We start from the raw sequence: 18428 nt of genomic DNA, 5'->3' as shown, positions 1-18428 counted from the left end.
TTCGCGGGCGCGACCCCATCACCATCACCGAACCCAAGGAGTGAGCCATGCTCGCATTCCTGCGCACGCAGCTGCAGGAGCTGCTGGAGCAGCGGGCCGCGCTGAAGACCGAACTGGACGAGGTCCTCAAGGCGCCGACCGCTGAGAAGCGCAACCTGACCCCCGACGAGGACAAGGCCTTCACCGAGAAGCGCGACGCCATCAAGGCCAAGGACACCGACATCGAGGCGGTGCAGGCCCGCATCGCCGAGCTGGAGGAGGTCGAGGAGCGCGGCACCAAGGCTGCCCAGCTCCGCGCCCAGTACGGCCAGAACACCCCTGAGGGCGGCCGCCCCAGCGTGCAGGTGCTGTCCGAGCCGGTGACCTACGAGCGGGGCGGTAGCCACAGCTACTTCCTCGACCTGGCCCGAGCCGAGCTGAACCGGGGCGACGGCGACGGCGGCCCCGCAGCGGCTCGTGAGCGTCTCCAGCGGCACGCCAAGGAGATCGAGGTCGAGATGCCCCGCCGCATGGCTGCCCGTGAGGCGGCTGCCCAGCAGGGCGTGCGGAGCCTGGAGGGTGTGTCCGAGCGGGCTGCCGAGTCCGCGTTCGAGAAGCGGACCAACCCGAACCGCACGGACGGCCAGGGTGGTTACTTCGTGCCGCCGCTGTGGCAGGTCGACCAGTACATCGACCTTCCGCGCTTCGGCCGGACGGTCGCCAACGCGGTGCGGAACCTGACGCTGCCGTCCGGCACCGACTCCATCAACCTGCCGAAGATCGCGACGGGCACCGCGACTGGCGTGCAGACCGCGGATGCCGCGGCCGTCACCAGCCAGGACCTGACCGACACGTCCGTCACCGCGCCGGTGCGCACCATCGCCGGTCAGCAGGACGTGGCGATGCAGCTGCTCGACCAGTCCCCGGCGTCGTTCGACGAGATCGTCTTCGCGGACCTGATCGCCGACTACAACCAGAAGCTGGACCTGCAGGTCATCAACGGTTCCGGTTCGGCGGGCCAGGCCACCGGCATCCTGAACGTGTCCGGCATCAACGCCATCACGTACACCGACGCGACGCCCACGTTCCTGGAGATGTGGCCGTCGTTCGCGCAGGCTGCCAGCCAGGTCGAGAAGAACCGCAAGATGCCCGCGCTGGCCACCTTCATGACGCCGTCCATCTGGTACTGGATCGCGTCCCAGCTCGACGGCGCGAACCGGCCGCTGGTGCAGATCGAGGGCGGGACGGGCTTCAACGTCCTGGGCCTGCAGACCGGCGCCGGCGCCGTCGGCGAGGGTCCCGCGGGCCGCATCATGGGGCTGCCGGTGCTGACGGACGGCAACATCCCGTCGAACCTCGGTGCCGGCACCAACGAGACCCGGATCGTCACCGCCCGCACCTCCGACATGTACCTGTGGGAGGGCAACATGCGGACCCGAGTGCTGCAGGAGGTCCTCTCCGGGACGCTGCAGGTCCGGTTCCAGGTGTGGAACTACTTCGCCTTCATGGGCAACCGCCGCCCGGAGGCCATCAGCGCGATCTCCGGCACCGGCATGATCCCGCCGGCCGGGTTCTGATCCCCCATCCCTCGCGGGCCCGCTGCCAGCTGGTGGCGGGCCTGCTCCGTCTGGAAGGAACAGCGGGATGCACGACCGCATCGCCGAACTGCGCGGGTTCCGCAACGAGCTCGCGCACTGCGAGAACGGGCCGCGGAGCGCCGCGGCCAAGGACGTCCGGGCAGAGATCACCCGTGTCCGCGGCGAGCTGGAGAAGCAGGCCGACCAGCTCGAGGAGCAGGCCAAGGAGCACACCGAGCAGGGCCAGGAGGGGCTGGGGGGTCAGGTCCTCGAGCAGGCCCGCGCTATCCGCGAGGCACTGGCGGCCGATGACGCCCTCAACGGCCGTGGCGGTCCGCGCGGCAAGGAGACCGCTGCCGACTCGCGGCCGAAGCAGACCGCGGCGGGCCGCGGCGGCAAGAGCTGACGGAAGGGGTGAGCTGTGCCGTTCGATCTCGGCGACACCGCGCGTCTGACCGCGACCTGCACCGACGCTGGCGGCACGGCCACCAACGCCGCCGGCGTCACCCTGACCATCAGCCTGCCGGACGGCACGGCCGTCACCCCGGCCGTGATCACCCCTCCGGCGACCACCGGCCAGTACAGCTACGACTACGTCACCAGCCAGGCCGGGCGGCACTCGGTGCGCTGGGTGTTCACCGGCCCTGCCTGCGCGTACACCGACGTCCTCGACGTGCGCCCGGCCGCGCCACCGATGCTGTTCTCTTTGGCAGACGCCCGGAAGCATCTGAACATCACGACGACCACGGACGACGATGAGCTGCGCACCTTCGTGGAGGCCACGACCGGCGCGGTCGAGTACTTCACCGGCCCTGTGGTTCCCCGCACGGTCACGGAGGTCACCGAGGGCGGCACCGAGCGGATGCTGCTGCACACCGCCCCGTTGCTGTCGGTCACCTCGATCACCGGCGTCGAGCCGTGGCAGCTGGCCATCCCCGTTGAGGCCCTCGACATCGACGCGGACACGGGGGTGCTGCGCCGAAACGACTGGCTGGTGTTCTGGCCCGGCCCGTACCGCGTCGTCTACCAGGCGGGCCGCACCTCGGTGTCGGCCAACATCGCGCTGGCCGGGAAGCTGATCCTGCAGCACCTGTGGCGCACCCAGTACGGCGCGTCGCGCGGCCTGACCGGGATCGGCGGCGGCGAGGACTTCGCCGTCACCGAGCCGATCCCCGGCCTGGGCTACGCGATCCCGAACCGGGCGCTGCAGCTGCTGCAGGGCGACCGCGACTTCGGAGGCATCGCATGATGACCTCCCGCGTGCCCGCGGCCGTCGACGCGCTCCTGGCGATCCTGCAGGCCGCGCCCGGACTGGCCGACGCGACGATCGTCGACGGACCGCCGACGGTGAACCTGACCGCGCTGAAGCACGTGTTCGTCGGCTGGCAGCCGGGCGCCGACTCCGCGGTCTCCCTGACCCAAGACTTCAACTCGGCCGGCGCCCGCACCCGGGACGAGGCGTTCACGGTCTCCTGCTACGCCGAGGCCCGCTCCGGTGACACCGACATGCAGGCCCGCCGCGCCGAGGTGTTCGCGCTCGTGGGCGAGGTGGAGACCGCGCTCCGGGCCACGAACGCGGCGCCGATGGCCCCGACCTTGAACGGTGCCGTCCTGTGGGCGCACCTGACCGCGGGCGACCTGACCCAAGTGCAGGCCGAGGGCAGCCTCGCCGGGCTCGCCTTCACGGTGACCTGCCAGGCCCGTATCTGACCGATCCACGCAAGGAGTGAGACATGGCGCGTGTGCGTTTTCTGGGGCCGGAGCCGGTGACCGTGCCCGAACTCGGCAACCGCATCGTCCAGCCGGATGAGGTGGTCGAGGTTCCCGACGAGCGGTTCGACGGCTACGTCTGCCAGACCGTGAACTGGGAGGCCATCGAAGAGCCCGGCGCGAAGAACGCCCGGAAGAGCGCGGCGAAGGCGCCGCAGAAGGAAGAGGGCTGATCCATGGCGATCGGATCCGGACTCGGCGCCCAGATCGGCATCGCGCCCGAGACCACCTACGGCACGTTCGTCGCGCCGACCAAGTTCATCGAGTTCACCAAAGAAGGCCTCGCCCTCAAGAAGACGACAGCCCAGAGCGCCGGCATCGCGGCCGGGCGGCTGCTGCCGCTGTCCACGCGGCGTGTGGTGACGCAGACGGAGGCCAACGGGTCGATCGACCTGGAGGTCACCAACAAGGCCATGGGGCTCCTGTTCCAGGCCCTGATGGGCACGACGGTCACGCCGGTGCAGCAGGCGACGTCCACGGCCTACCTGCAGACCCACACCCTCGCGGACACGGCCGGCAAGTCGTTGACGATCCAGAAGGGCGTGCCGCTCACCACCGGCGTCGTGACGGACAAGACGTTTCTGGGCTGCAAGGTCATCAGCGCGGAGTTCTCGTGCGAGGTGGGCGGCATGCTCACCGCGACGTTCGAGTTCGACTCGAAGGCGTGTGACGAGGCCCAGACGCTGGCGACAGCGAGCTACCCGACGATGTCCGTCTTCCACTTCGGGCAGATGGCACTCAAGACCGGCACGGTCGGGACGGAGACGGCTCGGGACGGTATCCGCAAGGTCAGCGTGAAGATCGAACGTCCGCAGGCCGTCGACCGGTTCTATGCGGGCCAGGGCGGCACGAAGAAGGAGCCCATCTCCAATGACCAGGTGAAGATCACCGGGTCGATCGAGATGGACTACGTCGACACTACCCTCGACGACCTGCACACCAGTGACGGCGCGACCAGCCTGGTGTGGGAGTTCATCGGACCGATCATCGCGAGCACGTATGCGGAGACGTTCCGGATCAAGCTGCCCGCGATCAAGTTGGACGACGCCCCGCCCACCGTCGACGGGTTCGGCGTGGTCAAGCCCACCCTGTCCTTCACGGGCCTGTACGACGGCACGAACCTGCCGGCCATCGAGTACATGGCGACCGACGTCACGCTGTGAGCCAGTCGTGACCCGGGATGTACGGATCCTCAACACCGGCAGCCTGCTGGAGCTGTCACGGCGCCTGCGGGCTGCCGGTGGAGAGAACATCCGCTCGAGCATGCACCGCCGCATCCGGCGTGCCGCCGAACCGCTGCGCAACGACCTGCAGGGCGCGATGCGCGGCCTGAACATCCACAGCCAGGGCCGCAGCACCAGGCCCGGCGGCCCGTCCATGAACGCCCGCCCGCTGCGCGCCACGATCGCCGACGCCATCCGTATCAGCGTCCGCACTGGCAGCAGCCCAGGCGCCACTGTGTGGCTCGACAAGGGCCGCATGCCGCCCGACCTGAAGAACGTCCCTACCCAGCTGAACTCCGGCCGTCTGCGGCACCCGGTGTTCGGCAACCGGCGCCGCTGGGCCAACCAGTACGCCTCGCCCCCCTGGTGGGACAACACCGTCCGCAACCACCAGTCCCGCATGGAGCAAGAGGTCGCCCGGGTCCTCGACGACATCCGGCATCGCCTCGAATAGGAGCACCAGTGATCATCGAGTACACGCCCGAGGGCGCCTCCTCCCAGCGTCTGGACGCCGGCCGCCTGCGCGCCTCCGAGATCCAGATCATCGAGCGGACCGCCGACGGGCAGTGGCCCGCTATCAAGGCGGCGATGACCGAGGGCGACGTCAACTCGCTGCGCGTCGTTGCGTGGGCCGTCAAGAAGCGCACCGAACCGGCCCTGCGGTTCGCCGACTTCGACCCGTTCGAGGACGAGCTGCGCGGGCTCCTGGACGCGAAGGAGACCCGAGCCTACGCGGAGCGGATCTTCGAGAAGTACGGCAGCAACCCCGAGGACCTCGCCTCGGCGTTCGACGAGCTGCGCGACGTGGCCGCGGACCGTGAGGCGTGCGAGGCCGCGATCGCCGACGTGACGGCCCCAAAAGACCCGGCCCCCAGCGCGGAGCCGGAGCCGATCCCAGCTTCTCTGAGCGGCGCCTGACCTACCTGCCGCTGTTCGGCCTCTACCTGCACTACACGGCCAGGGACGTCGACGACCTCACCGAGGGCGAGTTCGACCTGCTCACCGCCTGGATCGACCAGCACCAGGCCCAGATCCGCGGAGGTGAGTGATGGCCACGCAGCGCCTGCGGTTCATCCTCGACGGCGACGACCAGCTCTCCCGCGTCCTCAACCACGCCGGAGACTCCTCCGCCCGCCTGCACCGCCGCCTGAACGACGACATGGACGGCAACTCGCAGTCGGTGCGCCGCTTCACGCAGGACGCCAACGGACGCCTGCACGACCTGCGGGGCCGGTTCATCTCCGTCGCCGACGCGCAGCGCCTCATGGGCGACGGCCTGCCCGACCTCACCCGCCGTCTCGGCGACGTCGGGAATGCGAGCACGGACACGGCCGCGTCCATGGGCAGCTCCGGCGGAGGCCTGGGCGGCGTCATGCTGGGCGTCGCCGCCGTCGCCGGCGCATCATTGCTGCCCGCACTCGGCGCGCTGGTGCCGATGCTGGCTGGCGCCGGGCTCGCCGCGGGAACGCTGAAGCTCGGGTTCTCCGGTGTGGGCACCGCGATGGAGGCGCAGGGCAAAGGACAGAAGGAGTACGCCGCCGCCCTCAAGAAGCTGTCCCCGCCCGCCCGGGACTTCACCAAGGCGCTGGTGGACCTGAAGAAGCAGTTCGGGCCGATCGGCAAGGAAGTCCAGAAGGCGATGCTTCCCGGCTTCACCGCAGCGGTGAAGGCGGCCGGGCCCGTGGTGAAGATCCTCGGCCGGGCGATGACCGACCTCGGTGGCGCCTTCGGTGACGCGGCCGAGGGCGTGGCCCGGATGCTGCGGGACTCCGGCTTCCAGGACGCCCTGCAGACCAACCTGAAGCTGGGCACCGGATTCATCCGGGACATGACGGCCGCTTTCGGCCCCTTCATCCGCAGCCTGCTGGACTTCGGCGCGGCCTCCGGCCCGACCTTGAAGGCGTTCTCGGACGGCATCGGCGGGCTGCTCAGCAAGGGGCTGCCTGGCCTGTTCCAAGGGCTGACCCCCGGCATCGGCGGCGCCGCCAAGATGCTCGACGGCCTGTTCGCGTCGATCAACACCATCCTGCCTGCGCTGGGCCGCCTGGCGGGCGAGATGGGCAAGGTTCTCGGCCCGCTCTTCGGTGAGACGTTCCGGCTGCTGGGTGACGTCGTCGCGGGCGCCATGGACGGCCTGGCCGGTGGGCTGAAGCTGTTGAGTCCAGTCTTCCGGGATCTGACGTTCGGGCTGAAGACGATCCGGGACTTGGGCGCCATCATCGGCCCCACCATGGCTGGTGTCGGCCAGGCCATCATCGGCGCGTTCGCCCCGGCCGCAGACAAGATCAACGCCACGGCCGGCCCCCTGCAGCGTCTCAACCAGTGGGTGAACGACAACAAGATCGGGATCATGGAGTACTCCCGGATCTTCGGCAACATCATGCTCGACCTGGTGTCGGCAGCCGTGTCTGCGGTTCCGCCCATCATCAAGGCCTGGCAGATGGCCTCCACCGGCATCATTCTGGGCATCGGCGCCATCGTGCACGCATCTGCCAGCCTGTTCGGCTGGGTCCCTGGCATCGGCGACAAGCTGAAAGGTGCTGAGAAGTCTTTCAACCAGTTCCGGGACGGCTACCTCAACGGCCTCGACAGGGCCCAGCGCAAGGCAGAATCCTTCGCGGCCAGCACTCAGACGCGGCTGGCGGCAGGCAAGTTGAAGCTGGACATCAACAACTGGACGAGCCAGATCGAGGCGGCCAAAGCGAAGCTGAAGACGGTCCCGCCGTCGAAGCAGGCCGCGCTGAAGGCAACGATCGCCGACCTTGAGGCGAAGATCCGCGCAGCGAAGGCCGCGATCGCCTCGGTCAAGGGCAAGACGGTCGGGATCGGCGTCTACACCACCGAGTACTACAAGAAGGTCCAGTCCGGAGACAACGTCCCTCCCCTGTTGCGTAGGCGGGCCCACGGCGGCATTGTCCATGGCTACGCCGGCGGCGGCATGCCAGGGCTCGTGCGGGGCCCGGGCACGGGCACCTCGGACAGCATCCCCGCGCTGATCTCCAACGGCGAGTACGTGGTGCGTGCCTCGTCCGTCGCGAAGTACGGCACCGGGTTCCTCGATGCCATCAACGCGGGCACGTACAGCAGCAGGGCAGGCGGCGCGGGGATGGCGGCCGGGCAGGGTCTCGCTGCGGGCCTGGTGGGCTCGCTCGCTCTTGTCACGGGCGCCGCCCGGCAGATGGCTGCCGGGGTCACGGCCGGCATCAAGGACGAGATGCAGATCGCGTCTCCGTCCAAGAAGACGAAGGCGCTGGCAGCGGACATCGGCAAGGGCCTCATCGTCGGCCTGACCGGCACCCGCGACAAGATCAAGTCCACGGCCGCCGGCCTGGCCAAGGACATCAAGACCGCGTTCTCCGGGCGCAAGGAGTCCGGGCTGCTCAAGATGGTCGACCAGCAGACGAAGAGGCTGCTGAACGCCGCCTCGAAGCGGGACGCGATCGCGGCGAAGATCGCCGAGGCGAAGCAGTTCGCCTCCGACACGACCAAGACCGCCCGCGACAGCGCGAGCCTGGGGAACCTGGGCATGTCCGCCGAGGAGGTCACGGCCGGCGGCATCAAAGCCGGACTCGCCTCGAAGCTGGCGAAGATCAAGCAGTTCACGCGGTACATCGACATCCTCGCCAAGAAGGGCCTCAACAAGGGACTGCTGCGGCAGATCCTCAACATGGGCCCCGACGACGGCTACGCCTACGCCTCCGCCCTCGTCGGCGCGGACAAGGGCACGTTCAAGTCCATCAACTCGCTGCAGTCCCAGCTCGACACGGCCACCACCAGCCTCGGCCGCGTCGGAGCGGACCGCCTGTACGACTCGGGCAAGAACGCCAGCAAGGGCTTCCTCAAGGGCCTGGAGAGCCAGCAGAAGGACCTCGAGAAGCTCATGGAGAAGATCGCCAAGGGCATGCAGAACGCCCTCCGCAAGGCCCTCGGCATCAAGTCGCCCGCACGGAAGCTGATCCCCGACGGCATCAACACCGCACGCGGTATCGCCGTCGGCGTCCTCCAGGGCCTGCCGCACATCGACAGCGCCATGCAGGCCGTCGCCGGGCGGGTGACCGGAGTGGTCGGCCGGCCCTCGACCGTCGGCCGGCCCGCCGTAGCGGGCGCGGGTGGCGGCACATTCGTGCAGATCGACGTGCACGGAGCCATGGACCCGGTCGCGGTCGGCCGGGAGATCCGGCGAACGCTCCTGGAGCTGAAGCGCGTGCACGGTCTCAACGTGACCTTGGGGGTGGCGTAGTGGCTCTGCTGGTCGAGATGGGCTGGGGCGGCCTCGTGCAGGCCCCGGACACCATCACCTGGACCGACGTCAGCCAGTACGTCGATGGCATCACGAGGGGCATCACGGTGACCCGGGGCGCCTCGGACGAGCTGTCCGAGACGCAGCCCGGCACGGCCACCCTGACCCTGGACAACGCCGACGGCCGCTTCACGCCGGGCAACGCGGCGAGCCCGTACTCCCCGTGGGTGAGGCGCAACGCGCCGATCCGGATCTCGGTCGCCATCATCCCGACCACAACCGGATCGGCGCCCTACCCGCTCGCCATGCTCGGCGACGACTTCGACGACGGGCGGATCAACAGCACGCTGTGGCCAACCCTGGCCGGCGGCCCGACGGAGACCGGCGGCCGGCTCCGGATCCCCGTCAGCACGGCCGCCGACGCAAGCGTTCTGTCTGCGCGGACGTGGACCCTGGTCGGCAGCAAGCTCACCGCCAAACTGGCCACGGTCCCCGCGGCGGGCACCTCCACCAACGCGGCCGCCTCGATGTGGGTCAACTCCACCACGAGCGGGACCCGCATCGGGTGGCGGTTCGACGCGCTGGCCGGCGTCATCGCCGCCATGTCACAGACCGGGTTCTCCGACGGGAGCCCCACCAACCTCACATACTCGGCCATCGATCACGCGTGGCTGCGGGTGCGGGAGGCATCGGGCACCGTCTACTGGGAGACGTCCCCGGACGGCTACACCTGGGTGGTGCGCCGCACGCTGGCCACCCCCAGCTGGGTCACCTCGCAGACGCATGCCGTCGAGTTCCCCACCACCCGCACCGGCGGGACCAGTGACTACATCGAGTGGGACCTGGTCGGCGCCACCGTGAAACCCCGCCTCTACGGCATGGTCAACGAATGGCCGGTGGACTGGGAGGGCCTCAACAGCAAGGTCACCGTGTCCTGTACGGATCTGTTCAAGCGGCTCAACCGGCTGCCGGCCCTGCGGTCGATGGTGACGGAAGAGATCATCAATCTCGTGCCGGTGGCGTACTACCCGCTCACGGAACCCTCCGACTCCACCAGCGCCGGCGACCTGTCCGGCAACGGCCTGCCCTCGATGGCTATCACGCAGGCCGGGTCCGGCGGCACCCTCACCATGGGCGCCGGCACGGGCCCGGCCGCCACCGGCGACAGCACCCCCGTCCTCACCCCGTCCACCGCGACCGCCGGAAAATACCTGGCGGCCGACCTGGGCGTGGCCGCCCAAGCGCAGCTCACCACCAACCGCCCCGCGTTCGAGGCGTGGTTCCAGACCACAACGACCGGCCGGGCCATCTTCGGCCTGTACTCGCCCGACCTGCAGTACGTGCACGTGATGTCCCTGTCGGCCACCGGCGCCCTGCAGATCGAATGGACCGTCACCGGGGCGAGCGCACTGACCGTATACACCGTCAGCGGCACGAGCGGACTGGCGGACGGCAACTGGCACCACGTCGTCTACGACCAGCGCCTGAACGTCGTGTGGGTCGACGGCGTCAACAAGGACCCCGCCGTCTCCGTCACCTTCGGAGCCGACCAGCGGGTCCTGAACATCGGCGGCTATCGCGGCACCCGCCTGTGGAACGGCTCCCTTGCCCATGTCGCCGTGTTCGGGGCGAGTGCCGCCATCGGCTCCGCCCTGGCCCAGCACTACAGCGCAGGCACCAACGGCTATGCGGGCGACACCGCGGACACACGGATCTCCCGGTTGGCCGACTACGTGGGCCTGGTCGACGTGACCATCGTGGGCAGCACCTTCGACCCGATCGCGTCGCAGGGCCCGGGCGGCACGCAAGTCGTGGCACGGATGCGGGAGGTGGAATCCACCGAGTCCGGGAAGCTGTTCGCCGCCCGCGACCAGTTCAACCTGACCTACCAGTCCCGGGACGTGCGCTACAACCCGACCGCGGCCGCCGAAGCGTTCCAGATCGCCTACGCGGACCTGGAGCCCGGCACCAGCTTTGCCGATGACGATCAGAAGATGGTCAACACGGTCGACGCGTCCCGGCCGGGAGGCGCCACCCAGACGGTCACCGCGCCCCAATCGGTCCTCGCATACGGCCCGTACCCACAGACCCTCGACATCCTCAAGACGTCCGACAACAGCGTCCTGGACGCGGCGTACTGGCTGGTGTCCCGGTACGCCGACCCGGGCCCGGAGCTGCGCGAGGTGGCGATCGAGGCGTACACGATGGCCACCTACCAGGCCATCCTCGACGCCGATATCAGCTCGTACTTCACCGTCACCAGCCTGCCCTCGCAGGCGCCCGTGTCCTCGATGCGCGTCACGGTCGAGGGCTACACCGAGACGATCAAAGAACGCAGCCACGTCATCCAGTTCCACACCAGCGCCTCGGTCACCGACTCGGTGTGGGTCATGGACGACCCCGTCTACTCCGTCCTCGACTCCACCACCCGCCTCGCCTACTAGGGATCCCGCATGCCCATCGCCGTCGTGCGCGCCGAGACGTTCTACCTGCCCCCACCCGGCACGGACCCCCACGCCTGGGACGACGTGCCGCCCGCCGAACGGGTCTTCAGCTGGTACGAAGCCCGGGTGGGCCGCCGCGTCATCCCGCCGGCGGACCCCGTCGACGAGTCGTACTACGCCCGCGTCAACCAGAACCGGTGGCTCGCCGACTGCTCCTCGTGCGGGTCCGCACAGGTCGTCTCCCCCGCCGATCCCCGGTACGCGTGCACCGAGTGCGGCTGGGGCTGGTGCGCGATCGTCTTCCCTGCGGACGTCGCCGCGGTGGAGGACAGCCTCGCCGCCGAGACACCGGTCCTGCGGAACTGGTGGAACCCCGATGACCCGACCAACCCCTACCTGGTCCCCGACCCGCTGCCGGATCCCGGCCCGCTGAACGAGGTGTAGGCGTGACCTTCGCACCACGTACCTGGGTCGTCGGCGAAGTCGTCAGCGCGGCGATCATGAACCAGGAGATCCGGGACCAACTGAACAGCTTCTTCGGCGCCTGGACCGTCTACACCCCGGCCTGGACCGCCTCGACCACCAACCCCGTCATCGGGAACGGCACCATCACCGGCCGGTACATGAAGGTCGGCCGCACGGTGTACTGCCACATCAACGTCACCGCGGGCAGCACCACCACCTTCGGTAGCGGGAACTACTCGTTCAGCCTGCCGTTCGCCGCCGCCAACAACAACGTGTTCATGATCGGCAACGCGGAAGTCCTGGGAAGCAGCCGGTGGGCCGGCCACGCCGTCATCGGCACCGGAGCCACCACCACCAGCGTGTTCATGAGCACCAGCAGCACCAACTCCACGCTGTCGTGGATGACGCCCGCTGTCCCCGAGACGCTCGCCTCCGGCGCTCAGATCCGCATCACGCTCATGTACGAATCCGCCACCTGATCCCTGCCGTTCCTGCTCGCCCCGCGCCTCCGGCCGGGGCTTTCTTCATGCCCTGGAGCCACATTGACCGTGACCTTCCGCCCCGGCCTGCTGCCGCCCGTCAAGGCCAAGCCGCGCCTGAAGCTGGGCGACTACCTCACCGGCGCCCTGCCCGCCCCGCCCGCCACCGCGGACTGGGCCAGCCGCGTCCCCGACTGGCCCATGTACGGGAACGACCAGATCGGCGACTGCGGCCCGGCCGGCGGCGCCCACATCATCGAGACCGTCACCACCTACGGCCGCGGCCAGACCGTCGAGGTCTCCGAAGCGGACGTCGTCTCCTTCTACTCCGAGGTCTCCGGGTACGTGCCCGGCCGGCCGGGCACGGACGTCGGCGTGGTCCTGCAGGAGATGCTCGAGCACTGGCTGAAGAACGGGTTCGCCGGGCACGAGATCCTCGCGTTCGCCGAGGTCGACATCACCAACGCCGACGAGCTCGCTCTCGCCGTCGATCTGTTCGGCGCGGTCCTCGGCGGGTTCTCCCTGCCCAAGAGTGCCGAAGACCAGTTCAACGGCGACGAGGTGTGGGACGTCGTCCGCGGCTCCCGCATCCTCGGCGGGCACTGCGTCCCGGTTGTGGCCTACGACAAGGACGGCCTGGACGGCGTCACCTGGGCCCGCCTGCAGCGCATGACCCGCCGCTTCTTCAACCGGTACGCCTCCGAGGGCTGGATCGTCATCACCCGCGAGTGGGCCAACGCCGCCGGCGTCACCCCGACCGGCCTCGATCTGCATGCCCTGGGCGCTGACTTCCAGGCGATGACCGGCCAGGCGAACCCCTTCCCCGACGCGCCGCCCGCGCCGCAGCCGACCCCCACCCCGACGCCTACGCCGGCGGATCCCGACATGGCGATGGCGCTCGCCGCCCACGCCTGGCTCACCGCGAAGGGACTGTGACCATGGTCGACCTCTGGATGCCCGGCGCTGTCAGACACGACGTCGGCGACCACGCACCCACCGACAGCCAGTACCCGGCCCGCGCCATCGCGCACATCACCTGGGACAAGAACGCCACCCCGGCCAAGCCCATCGACCACATCAGCTTCGAGACGCTGGTCGACTACTTCACCGGCTCCGGCGTCCAGATGGCGCCGCACCTGGTCTGGGACCCGTTCACTGGGCAGATCGCGCAGCTGTACCCGGCCGACTCCCGCAGCAAGAGCGTGGTGGACCTGGCGGGCGGAACCCGGACCAACAGGGCCGGGAAGTACGTGATCCAGATCGAAGGGGTGTTCTTCCCCTACACCCGCTACAACGGCAAGACCTACGCCACCCTCGCGGACACCCCCTGCAAGGGCTGGACGGACATCAACGCCTGGACCCGCTCCCTCGGCATACCCGACGCGTGGCCGATGGGCCACCCCACCGACTTCACCCCACACCGCTCCGAGCACGTCTGGGAGACCGCCGGCGGCTGGTACGCGCACAGCCAGGTGCCGGAGAACGACCACGTTGACCCGGGCAGCTGGCCGTCGTTCACCACGCCGGTGAAGCCGCCGCAGCCGCCGACCTACGAGCCGTTCCCCGGCGCTGGCTTCTTCGTCGCGGGCCGCAAGTCGCCGATCATCCGGGCCATGCACGCCCGGCTGGTCGCGGTCGGCTGCAATCTCTACCGCAGCTCGGCCGACGCGGACGTGTGGGGGCCTGGCGATGAGCGGTCGTACGCCGCCTGGCAGCGCAAGCTCGGCTACAGCGGCTCGGCCGCCGACGGCATCCCCGGCCCGACCTCGTGGACCGCGCTCCACGTCCCCAACGTCTGAGAGGAACGATCCATGAAGGACTCGACGAAGCGCACCGCCCGCACCGTCCTGCAGACGACGGTCGGCATCGCGGTGACGCTGCCCGAGATCGTCGACGCCTCCGGCGTCCCGCAGGCGCTGCCGTGGGTCGCGGGCGCCCTCGCGGTCGCCGGCGGCCTCGCCCGGGTGATGGCGCTGCCCGGCGTCCAGGCGCTGCTGCCGAGCTGGCTGCGCGCAGACGTCCCTGCGAGCCGCCAGTGACGGCGCCGGAGTCCACTGCCGCCGTCGCGGTCGAGCTGGCCGAGCTCAGGGGGGAGATCCGCACGGGTCTGACCGAGATCAAGGGATCGCTGGCCGTCCTGGTCGAACGGACGGCCCGCACGGACGAGGACGTGAAACAGCTGCGGACCGACGTAGAAAAGGACGTCGCCAGCCTCCGCGTCGAGGTCGAAGCGTTGAAGACCCGGCGGTGGCCCCTCGGCGCCATAGGTGCCATCAGCGGTATGGCGGGCGCGGCCGCCGGCGTAGCTGCCCTTTTCCAGCGCTGAACTACGAACGCCCCCTGCACGGCCCAACGCGGGCCGTGCAGGGGGCGTTTCGTCATGCCCGGGGTGGCGAGTCCACCACAAAGCTGCCTTTGCCCCGCACCGTGACGATCAGGCCTCGCTCGACGAGCAGCTGCACGGCCGCCCGGGCGGTCGGGCGGTCGGGCGGGAGACATCGAACTCGTCACAAATGCCAGCCTCGGAGGGCACCCGGCGCCGAGGCGGATACGTGCCGTCGGTGATGCGGGCAGCGAGGATCGCGGCGATCTGCTCGTACAGAGGTTCAGGCCCGTCGAGATCCAACGTCATATATCGACCGTAGGGGCCATACGACAATGCTTCTCGTCAGGTGACGTCACCTGACAACACCTAACAAGTAGGCGTACCGTCAGCATGAGAAGACCCCCGCGACCGCGCTAACGGCCCGGGGGCATGGCCGACGCTACGAAGGAGCGACGACATGACAGAGGGTACGCGCCGCCAGACCACCATGAGCCCCCCTGTCCACCTCCCAGAACCCACCCCGCCGCCCGAGCCCGTGCCCGGCTGTGACATCTGCGCCGCCCTCGACCGGCAGCGCGCCGCGGCCATGAAGGCTGGCGACTACTCACTGGCCAGCGACTACAGCGTGGAGATCAGCCGGCACCCCCATGAGGGCCAGTCGTGAGCGCCACCGAGGCGGAACGACCGCCCGCTCCGAGGTCCGAGTTCCTGCCCCGGCCGGAGACACTGCCCCAGCCGGAGCCCATGGCGCTGATGACGCTGCGGGTATCCCGCGACAGCGGCCGCACCTGGGGGCCCCGCAGGGACGTCCGCGGCGGCGAGCCGCTTATGACGTCCACATGGCCGCCCTGCGCATGCCCCCGCTGCCGCCACCGCTGAAGACCCCCGGCGCGCGCTGACGTGCCGGTAGTTCAAGGAACCACCAACCGAAAGGCACGACCATGCACAACGCCGACGATCTCGTTTGGGCCACGTCCTCCTACACCAACGGCAACGGGGCCTGCGTCGAGGTCGCCAAGCTGCCCGACGGCGGACGAGCCGTCCGCGACACCAAGGACCGCGACGGCGGAACCCAGTTCTACAACCGCGCCGAGTGGGACGCGTTCATCGCGGGAGTGAAGGACGGCGAGTTCGACAACTGACCCACGCGCCACGTACCGCGGCCCCTGCCGGGAACCCTGGCAGGGGCCGTTCCATGTGCGGGCGCCGGTCAGCGCACGAGGTCAGCGAGGGGTACGTCAAGGGCCCAGGCGATGGCATACAGACTGTCCGTGCTGGTGCCGACACGGCCGGACTCGACCGCGCCGACAGTGCGGGGGGCAAGCCCGGCAGCGTGCGCGAGCTGCTCTTGGGAGAGACCCCGCCCAATGCGGGCCTCACGGATGCGGTCGGCGAGTAGGCGCCGCCACTCGGTGAGGCCGGGCGGAGGATTGAGCACCCGTCTACGCTCACGGCCCCATGATCATCCTGTCACGGCAGAAAGTTGCCGAATTCCCTTGCCTATTGCAGTTACGTTTACGGGCCGGATACGGTGGCGCACGTTCCGCATCGGGGCCGCACAGCGGTGCGTAGACATCCCGGCGCGGAAACGGCAGGGCCCCAGACGGCGTACCGTCTGGGGCCCCATGTCGTGTCAGCGCGCGTTTCTGCAGGTCGTACCCTCTGCCAGTTTGTAGGCGATGCCGTCGAGGATGTCGTGCTCGCTGACCACGACCTCGGCGGCCCCTATCCGCTCCATGATCGCGAGCAGGACGAGGGCGCCCGCGCCGATGACGTCCACGCGTCCCGGATGCATGGAGGGGATCGCCGCCCGCTCGGCGTGCGTGGACGCGAGGAGCCACTCGGTGATCTCACGGACGCGGTCCAGGGAGATGCGGGAGTGGTGGATCTTCTCGGAGTCGTACTCGGGGAGGTTCTGGGCGATCGCCGCGACGGTGGTCACCGAGCCCGCGAGGCCGACCAGCGTGTGCGCCTCGCGCAGCGGCACGGTCCGCTCCGCCTGGTCCAGCGCGGCCTCGACGTCGGACCGTATGGCGGCGATCTGCTCCTCGGTCGGCGGGTCGCTGACGACACCGTGGTGCACGAGGTGACGCTCCGTCATGCGCACGCAGCCGACGTCCACGGACCGGGCACCGCGCACCAGGTCGTCGCCGACGACGAACTCCGTGGAGCCGCCGCCGATGTCCACGACCAGAAAGGGCCTGGCGAGGTCCTCCCGGCCCGTCAGCTCCTTGGTCGCGCCCATGAAGGAGAACTCCGCCTCCTGGTCCCCGGAGATGACCTCGGGCTCGACGCCGAGGATGTCCAGGACCCCGCGGACGAACTCCTCCCGGTTCTCGGCGTCCCGGGTGGCGGACGTGGCGACGAAACGCAGCCGCTCGGCGCCGTACCCCTTGATGATCTCCGCGTACTCCCGACAGGCGGCGAACGTGCGCGCGAGCGCCTCCGGGGCGAGGCGCCCGGTCCGGTCCACGCCCTGCCCGAGCCGGACGATGGTCATCCGCCGGTCCAGCTCGACGAGTTCACCGGTGGCGGGGTCGGCGTCCGCCACCAGCAGCCGGATGGAGTTCGTACCGCAGTCGACGGCGGCGACGCGTGTCACTTGCCCTTCTCCTTCTCCCCGGACCCGTCTCCCGCGGGCCGCTTCTCTCCGGTCCGACTCTCCCCGGCCTGGCTCTCCCCGGAGGCGGGGAGATGAACGGGCTGGACGGCGAACCAGCCGGTGTCCGTCGTCTCCACCTCCCACTCGTCGTCGGGCGGCGGCCCCGCGGGCGTCACACACGACCCCTTGCGCCACCACTCCGGCAGCATCGCGAGCGCCTCGTCGCCGAGCGGGTTGACGCCCGGACCGGCGGCCAGCGAGTGCGCCACGAGCACATGCAGGCACTTCACCCGGTCCGGCATCCCGCCCGCGCTCGGGAAGCCCGCCAGGACCTCGATGGCGTCGCGGCGGGCGATGTAGTCCTCGTGCGCGGCGCGATAGGCGGCGGCCAGCTCCGGGTCGGCCGCCAGACGCTCCGTCATCTCCTTCATGACGCCGCCCGCCTCCAGCGTGCCGATCGCGGAGGCGGCGCGCGGGCACGTCAGGTAGTACGTCGTCGGGAAGGGGGTCCCGTCGGGGAGCCGCGGCGCCGTCTCCACGACGTCCGGCTGCCGGCACGGGCAGCGGTGCGCGATGGCGCGCAGCCCGCGCGGCGCGCGGCCGAGCTGCTGCTGGATGGCCTCGACATCCGCGTCCGTGGGCTCGGTGCGCGGGGTGGGCGGCGGGGGCGTTTCCATGCGGTACGAAGTCTCTCTTGTGTCGCTGTCGGGCTCCGGTGCGCCTCTGTCAGGCACGGTCGGGCTCTGTCGGCTCTGTCGGGTTCACTGCTCGGACGCGTCGGCCTTGTCCACCCCGTCCCAGACGCCCGTGTACCAGGGGCGCGCGAGGGCCGTCCGGTGCACGCGGGACTGCCTGGCCGGGTCCGGGTCGACCACGATGTACCCGGTCTCGCCCGGCATCACATAATGCAGCCGCTGCCGGATCTGCTGCTCCGCGTACGCGTCGTCCTGCCAGCGCGCCTTGAGGTCGCGCAGTTGCTCGACCCGGTTGCGGGCCTCCTGCCGCTGCCGCTCCAGATCGGCGATCTGGGCACGCTGGGAGACGTACTGCCGTATCGGGTACGCGAGCGCCACGATCAGCGAGCACAGCACGAGGGCGAGCAGGGCGGCCCGGCCGGTCAGCCGGGAACGGCGGGCCTGCCGTCTGGTCTGGGAGCGGTAGACCCGGGCCGCCGTCTGCTCTCCGAGCAGCCGCAGCCTGGTCGCGGTGGAGAACCGGTCACGGTCCTTCACGGCCATGTCTTCCGCCTCCCCTTCACACGTGCGTACGTCCCCGCACACGGTACGGGACCGCGTACGGGGACGTACGGACGACTGGCTAAGG

Annotated in this window: 23 protein-coding genes; 18 read left to right on the top strand and 5 right to left on the bottom strand. The window is 69.9% G+C overall.

Annotation, left to right across the window (positions count from 1 at the left end; genetic code table 11):
• The first annotated feature begins 47 nt into the window (after positions 1 to 47).
• The 16 genes from ACWD5Q_RS06565 to ACWD5Q_RS06490 all read left to right on the top strand — a co-directional run bounded on the left by ACWD5Q_RS06565 (position 48) and on the right by ACWD5Q_RS06490 (position 14503).
• On the top strand, positions 48 to 1556 hold the full coding sequence (locus ACWD5Q_RS06565; RefSeq protein ID WP_451425907.1) for a phage major capsid protein: 1509 nt from the start codon (positions 48 to 50) through the stop codon (positions 1554 to 1556).
• A 67-nt stretch (positions 1557 to 1623) separates the two neighbouring features.
• Positions 1624 to 1962 carry a hypothetical protein gene (locus ACWD5Q_RS06560; protein ID WP_451425906.1) on the top strand — a complete coding sequence of 113 codons (339 nt, stop codon included), beginning with the start codon at positions 1624 to 1626 and terminating at the stop codon, positions 1960 to 1962.
• Positions 1963 to 1977: 15 nt separating this feature from the next.
• Positions 1978 to 2805: a head-tail connector protein gene (locus ACWD5Q_RS06555; RefSeq protein ID WP_451425905.1), complete on the top strand. Its 828-nt coding sequence runs from the start codon at positions 1978 to 1980 to the stop codon at positions 2803 to 2805.
• Positions 2802 to 3266 (top strand): hypothetical protein, encoded by a 465-nt coding sequence (locus ACWD5Q_RS06550; RefSeq protein WP_451425904.1) that lies wholly within the window; start codon positions 2802 to 2804, stop codon positions 3264 to 3266. Before ACWD5Q_RS06555 ends, ACWD5Q_RS06550 begins: the two co-directional genes overlap by 4 nt.
• A 23-nt stretch (positions 3267 to 3289) precedes the next feature.
• Positions 3290 to 3499 carry a hypothetical protein gene (locus tag ACWD5Q_RS06545; protein WP_451425903.1) on the top strand — a complete coding sequence of 70 codons (210 nt, stop codon included), beginning with the start codon at positions 3290 to 3292 and terminating at the stop codon, positions 3497 to 3499.
• Between the two features lie 3 nt (positions 3500 to 3502).
• Positions 3503 to 4489 (top strand): phage tail tube protein, encoded by a 987-nt coding sequence (locus ACWD5Q_RS06540; protein WP_451425902.1) that lies wholly within the window; start codon positions 3503 to 3505, stop codon positions 4487 to 4489.
• Between the two features lie 7 nt (positions 4490 to 4496).
• The gene (locus ACWD5Q_RS06535; RefSeq protein WP_451425901.1) at positions 4497 to 5003 is read left to right on the top strand and encodes a hypothetical protein; all 507 of its coding nucleotides are present in this window, start codon (positions 4497 to 4499) and stop codon (positions 5001 to 5003) included.
• An 8-nt stretch (positions 5004 to 5011) separates the two neighbouring features.
• On the top strand, positions 5012 to 5467 hold the full coding sequence (locus tag ACWD5Q_RS06530) for a hypothetical protein (protein ID WP_451425900.1): 456 nt from the start codon (positions 5012 to 5014) through the stop codon (positions 5465 to 5467).
• A gap of 130 nt (positions 5468 to 5597) precedes the next feature.
• Positions 5598 to 8789, top strand: a complete 3192-nt coding sequence (locus ACWD5Q_RS06525; RefSeq protein ID WP_451425899.1) for a hypothetical protein — start codon at positions 5598 to 5600, stop codon at positions 8787 to 8789.
• Entirely contained in the window at positions 8789 to 11233 is a 2445-nt protein-coding gene (locus ACWD5Q_RS06520; RefSeq protein ID WP_451425898.1) for a hypothetical protein, read from the top strand. Before ACWD5Q_RS06525 ends, ACWD5Q_RS06520 begins: the two co-directional genes overlap by 1 nt.
• A gap of 9 nt (positions 11234 to 11242) precedes the next feature.
• Positions 11243 to 11677, top strand: coding sequence for a hypothetical protein (locus tag ACWD5Q_RS06515; RefSeq protein WP_451425897.1), 435 nt, complete (start codon positions 11243 to 11245; stop codon positions 11675 to 11677).
• A 2-nt stretch (positions 11678 to 11679) separates the two neighbouring features.
• A complete protein-coding gene (locus tag ACWD5Q_RS06510) occupies positions 11680 to 12177 on the top strand; it encodes a hypothetical protein (protein ID WP_451425896.1) in 498 nt (165 codons plus the stop codon).
• A gap of 69 nt (positions 12178 to 12246) precedes the next feature.
• Positions 12247 to 13113 carry a hypothetical protein gene (locus ACWD5Q_RS06505; RefSeq protein ID WP_451425895.1) on the top strand — a complete coding sequence of 289 codons (867 nt, stop codon included), beginning with the start codon at positions 12247 to 12249 and terminating at the stop codon, positions 13111 to 13113.
• 2 nt (positions 13114 to 13115) lie between these two features.
• A complete protein-coding gene (locus ACWD5Q_RS06500; protein WP_451425894.1) occupies positions 13116 to 13976 on the top strand; it encodes a peptidoglycan-binding protein in 861 nt (286 codons plus the stop codon).
• A 12-nt stretch (positions 13977 to 13988) separates the two neighbouring features.
• Positions 13989 to 14216, top strand: coding sequence for a hypothetical protein (locus ACWD5Q_RS06495; RefSeq protein ID WP_451425893.1), 228 nt, complete (start codon positions 13989 to 13991; stop codon positions 14214 to 14216).
• A complete protein-coding gene (locus ACWD5Q_RS06490) occupies positions 14213 to 14503 on the top strand; it encodes a hypothetical protein (RefSeq protein ID WP_451425892.1) in 291 nt (96 codons plus the stop codon). Before ACWD5Q_RS06495 ends, ACWD5Q_RS06490 begins: the two co-directional genes overlap by 4 nt.
• Positions 14504 to 14611: 108 nt before the next feature.
• Here the strand turns inward: ACWD5Q_RS06490 and ACWD5Q_RS06485 are convergent, their stop codons facing one another.
• Entirely contained in the window at positions 14612 to 14809 is a 198-nt protein-coding gene (locus ACWD5Q_RS06485) for a GntR family transcriptional regulator (RefSeq protein ID WP_451425891.1), read from the bottom strand.
• A gap of 151 nt (positions 14810 to 14960) precedes the next feature.
• Between ACWD5Q_RS06485 and ACWD5Q_RS06480 the strand changes: the two genes are divergently transcribed.
• Both ACWD5Q_RS06480 and ACWD5Q_RS06475 read left to right on the top strand, forming a co-directional pair.
• Positions 14961 to 15167, top strand: a complete 207-nt coding sequence (locus tag ACWD5Q_RS06480; protein ID WP_451425890.1) for a hypothetical protein — start codon at positions 14961 to 14963, stop codon at positions 15165 to 15167.
• A 277-nt stretch (positions 15168 to 15444) separates the two neighbouring features.
• The gene (locus ACWD5Q_RS06475; protein WP_451425889.1) at positions 15445 to 15645 is read left to right on the top strand and encodes a DUF397 domain-containing protein; all 201 of its coding nucleotides are present in this window, start codon (positions 15445 to 15447) and stop codon (positions 15643 to 15645) included.
• 68 nt (positions 15646 to 15713) lie between these two features.
• Here ACWD5Q_RS06475 and ACWD5Q_RS06470 read toward each other — a convergent pair whose 3' ends face one another.
• The 4 genes from ACWD5Q_RS06470 to ACWD5Q_RS06455 all read right to left on the bottom strand — a co-directional run bounded on the left by ACWD5Q_RS06470 (position 15714) and on the right by ACWD5Q_RS06455 (position 18343).
• Positions 15714 to 15941, bottom strand: coding sequence for a helix-turn-helix domain-containing protein (locus ACWD5Q_RS06470; RefSeq protein ID WP_451425888.1), 228 nt, complete (start codon positions 15939 to 15941; stop codon positions 15714 to 15716).
• A 195-nt stretch (positions 15942 to 16136) separates the two neighbouring features.
• Entirely contained in the window at positions 16137 to 17105 is a 969-nt protein-coding gene (locus ACWD5Q_RS06465; protein ID WP_451425887.1) for a Ppx/GppA phosphatase family protein, read from the bottom strand.
• Positions 17102 to 17782 carry a DUF501 domain-containing protein gene (locus ACWD5Q_RS06460; protein WP_451425886.1) on the bottom strand — a complete coding sequence of 227 codons (681 nt, stop codon included), beginning with the start codon at positions 17780 to 17782 and terminating at the stop codon, positions 17102 to 17104. Before ACWD5Q_RS06460 ends, ACWD5Q_RS06465 begins: the two co-directional genes overlap by 4 nt.
• 84 nt (positions 17783 to 17866) lie before the next feature.
• Positions 17867 to 18343: an FtsB family cell division protein gene (locus tag ACWD5Q_RS06455; protein WP_451425885.1), complete on the bottom strand. Its 477-nt coding sequence runs from the start codon at positions 18341 to 18343 to the stop codon at positions 17867 to 17869.
• Between the last annotated feature and the right edge of the window lie 85 nt (positions 18344 to 18428).

The organism is Streptomyces sp. NPDC002513, from assembly GCF_053595355.1.
Note: the sequence above shows the minus strand (reverse complement) of the source record. Positions and strands in the feature narration are given on the sequence as shown.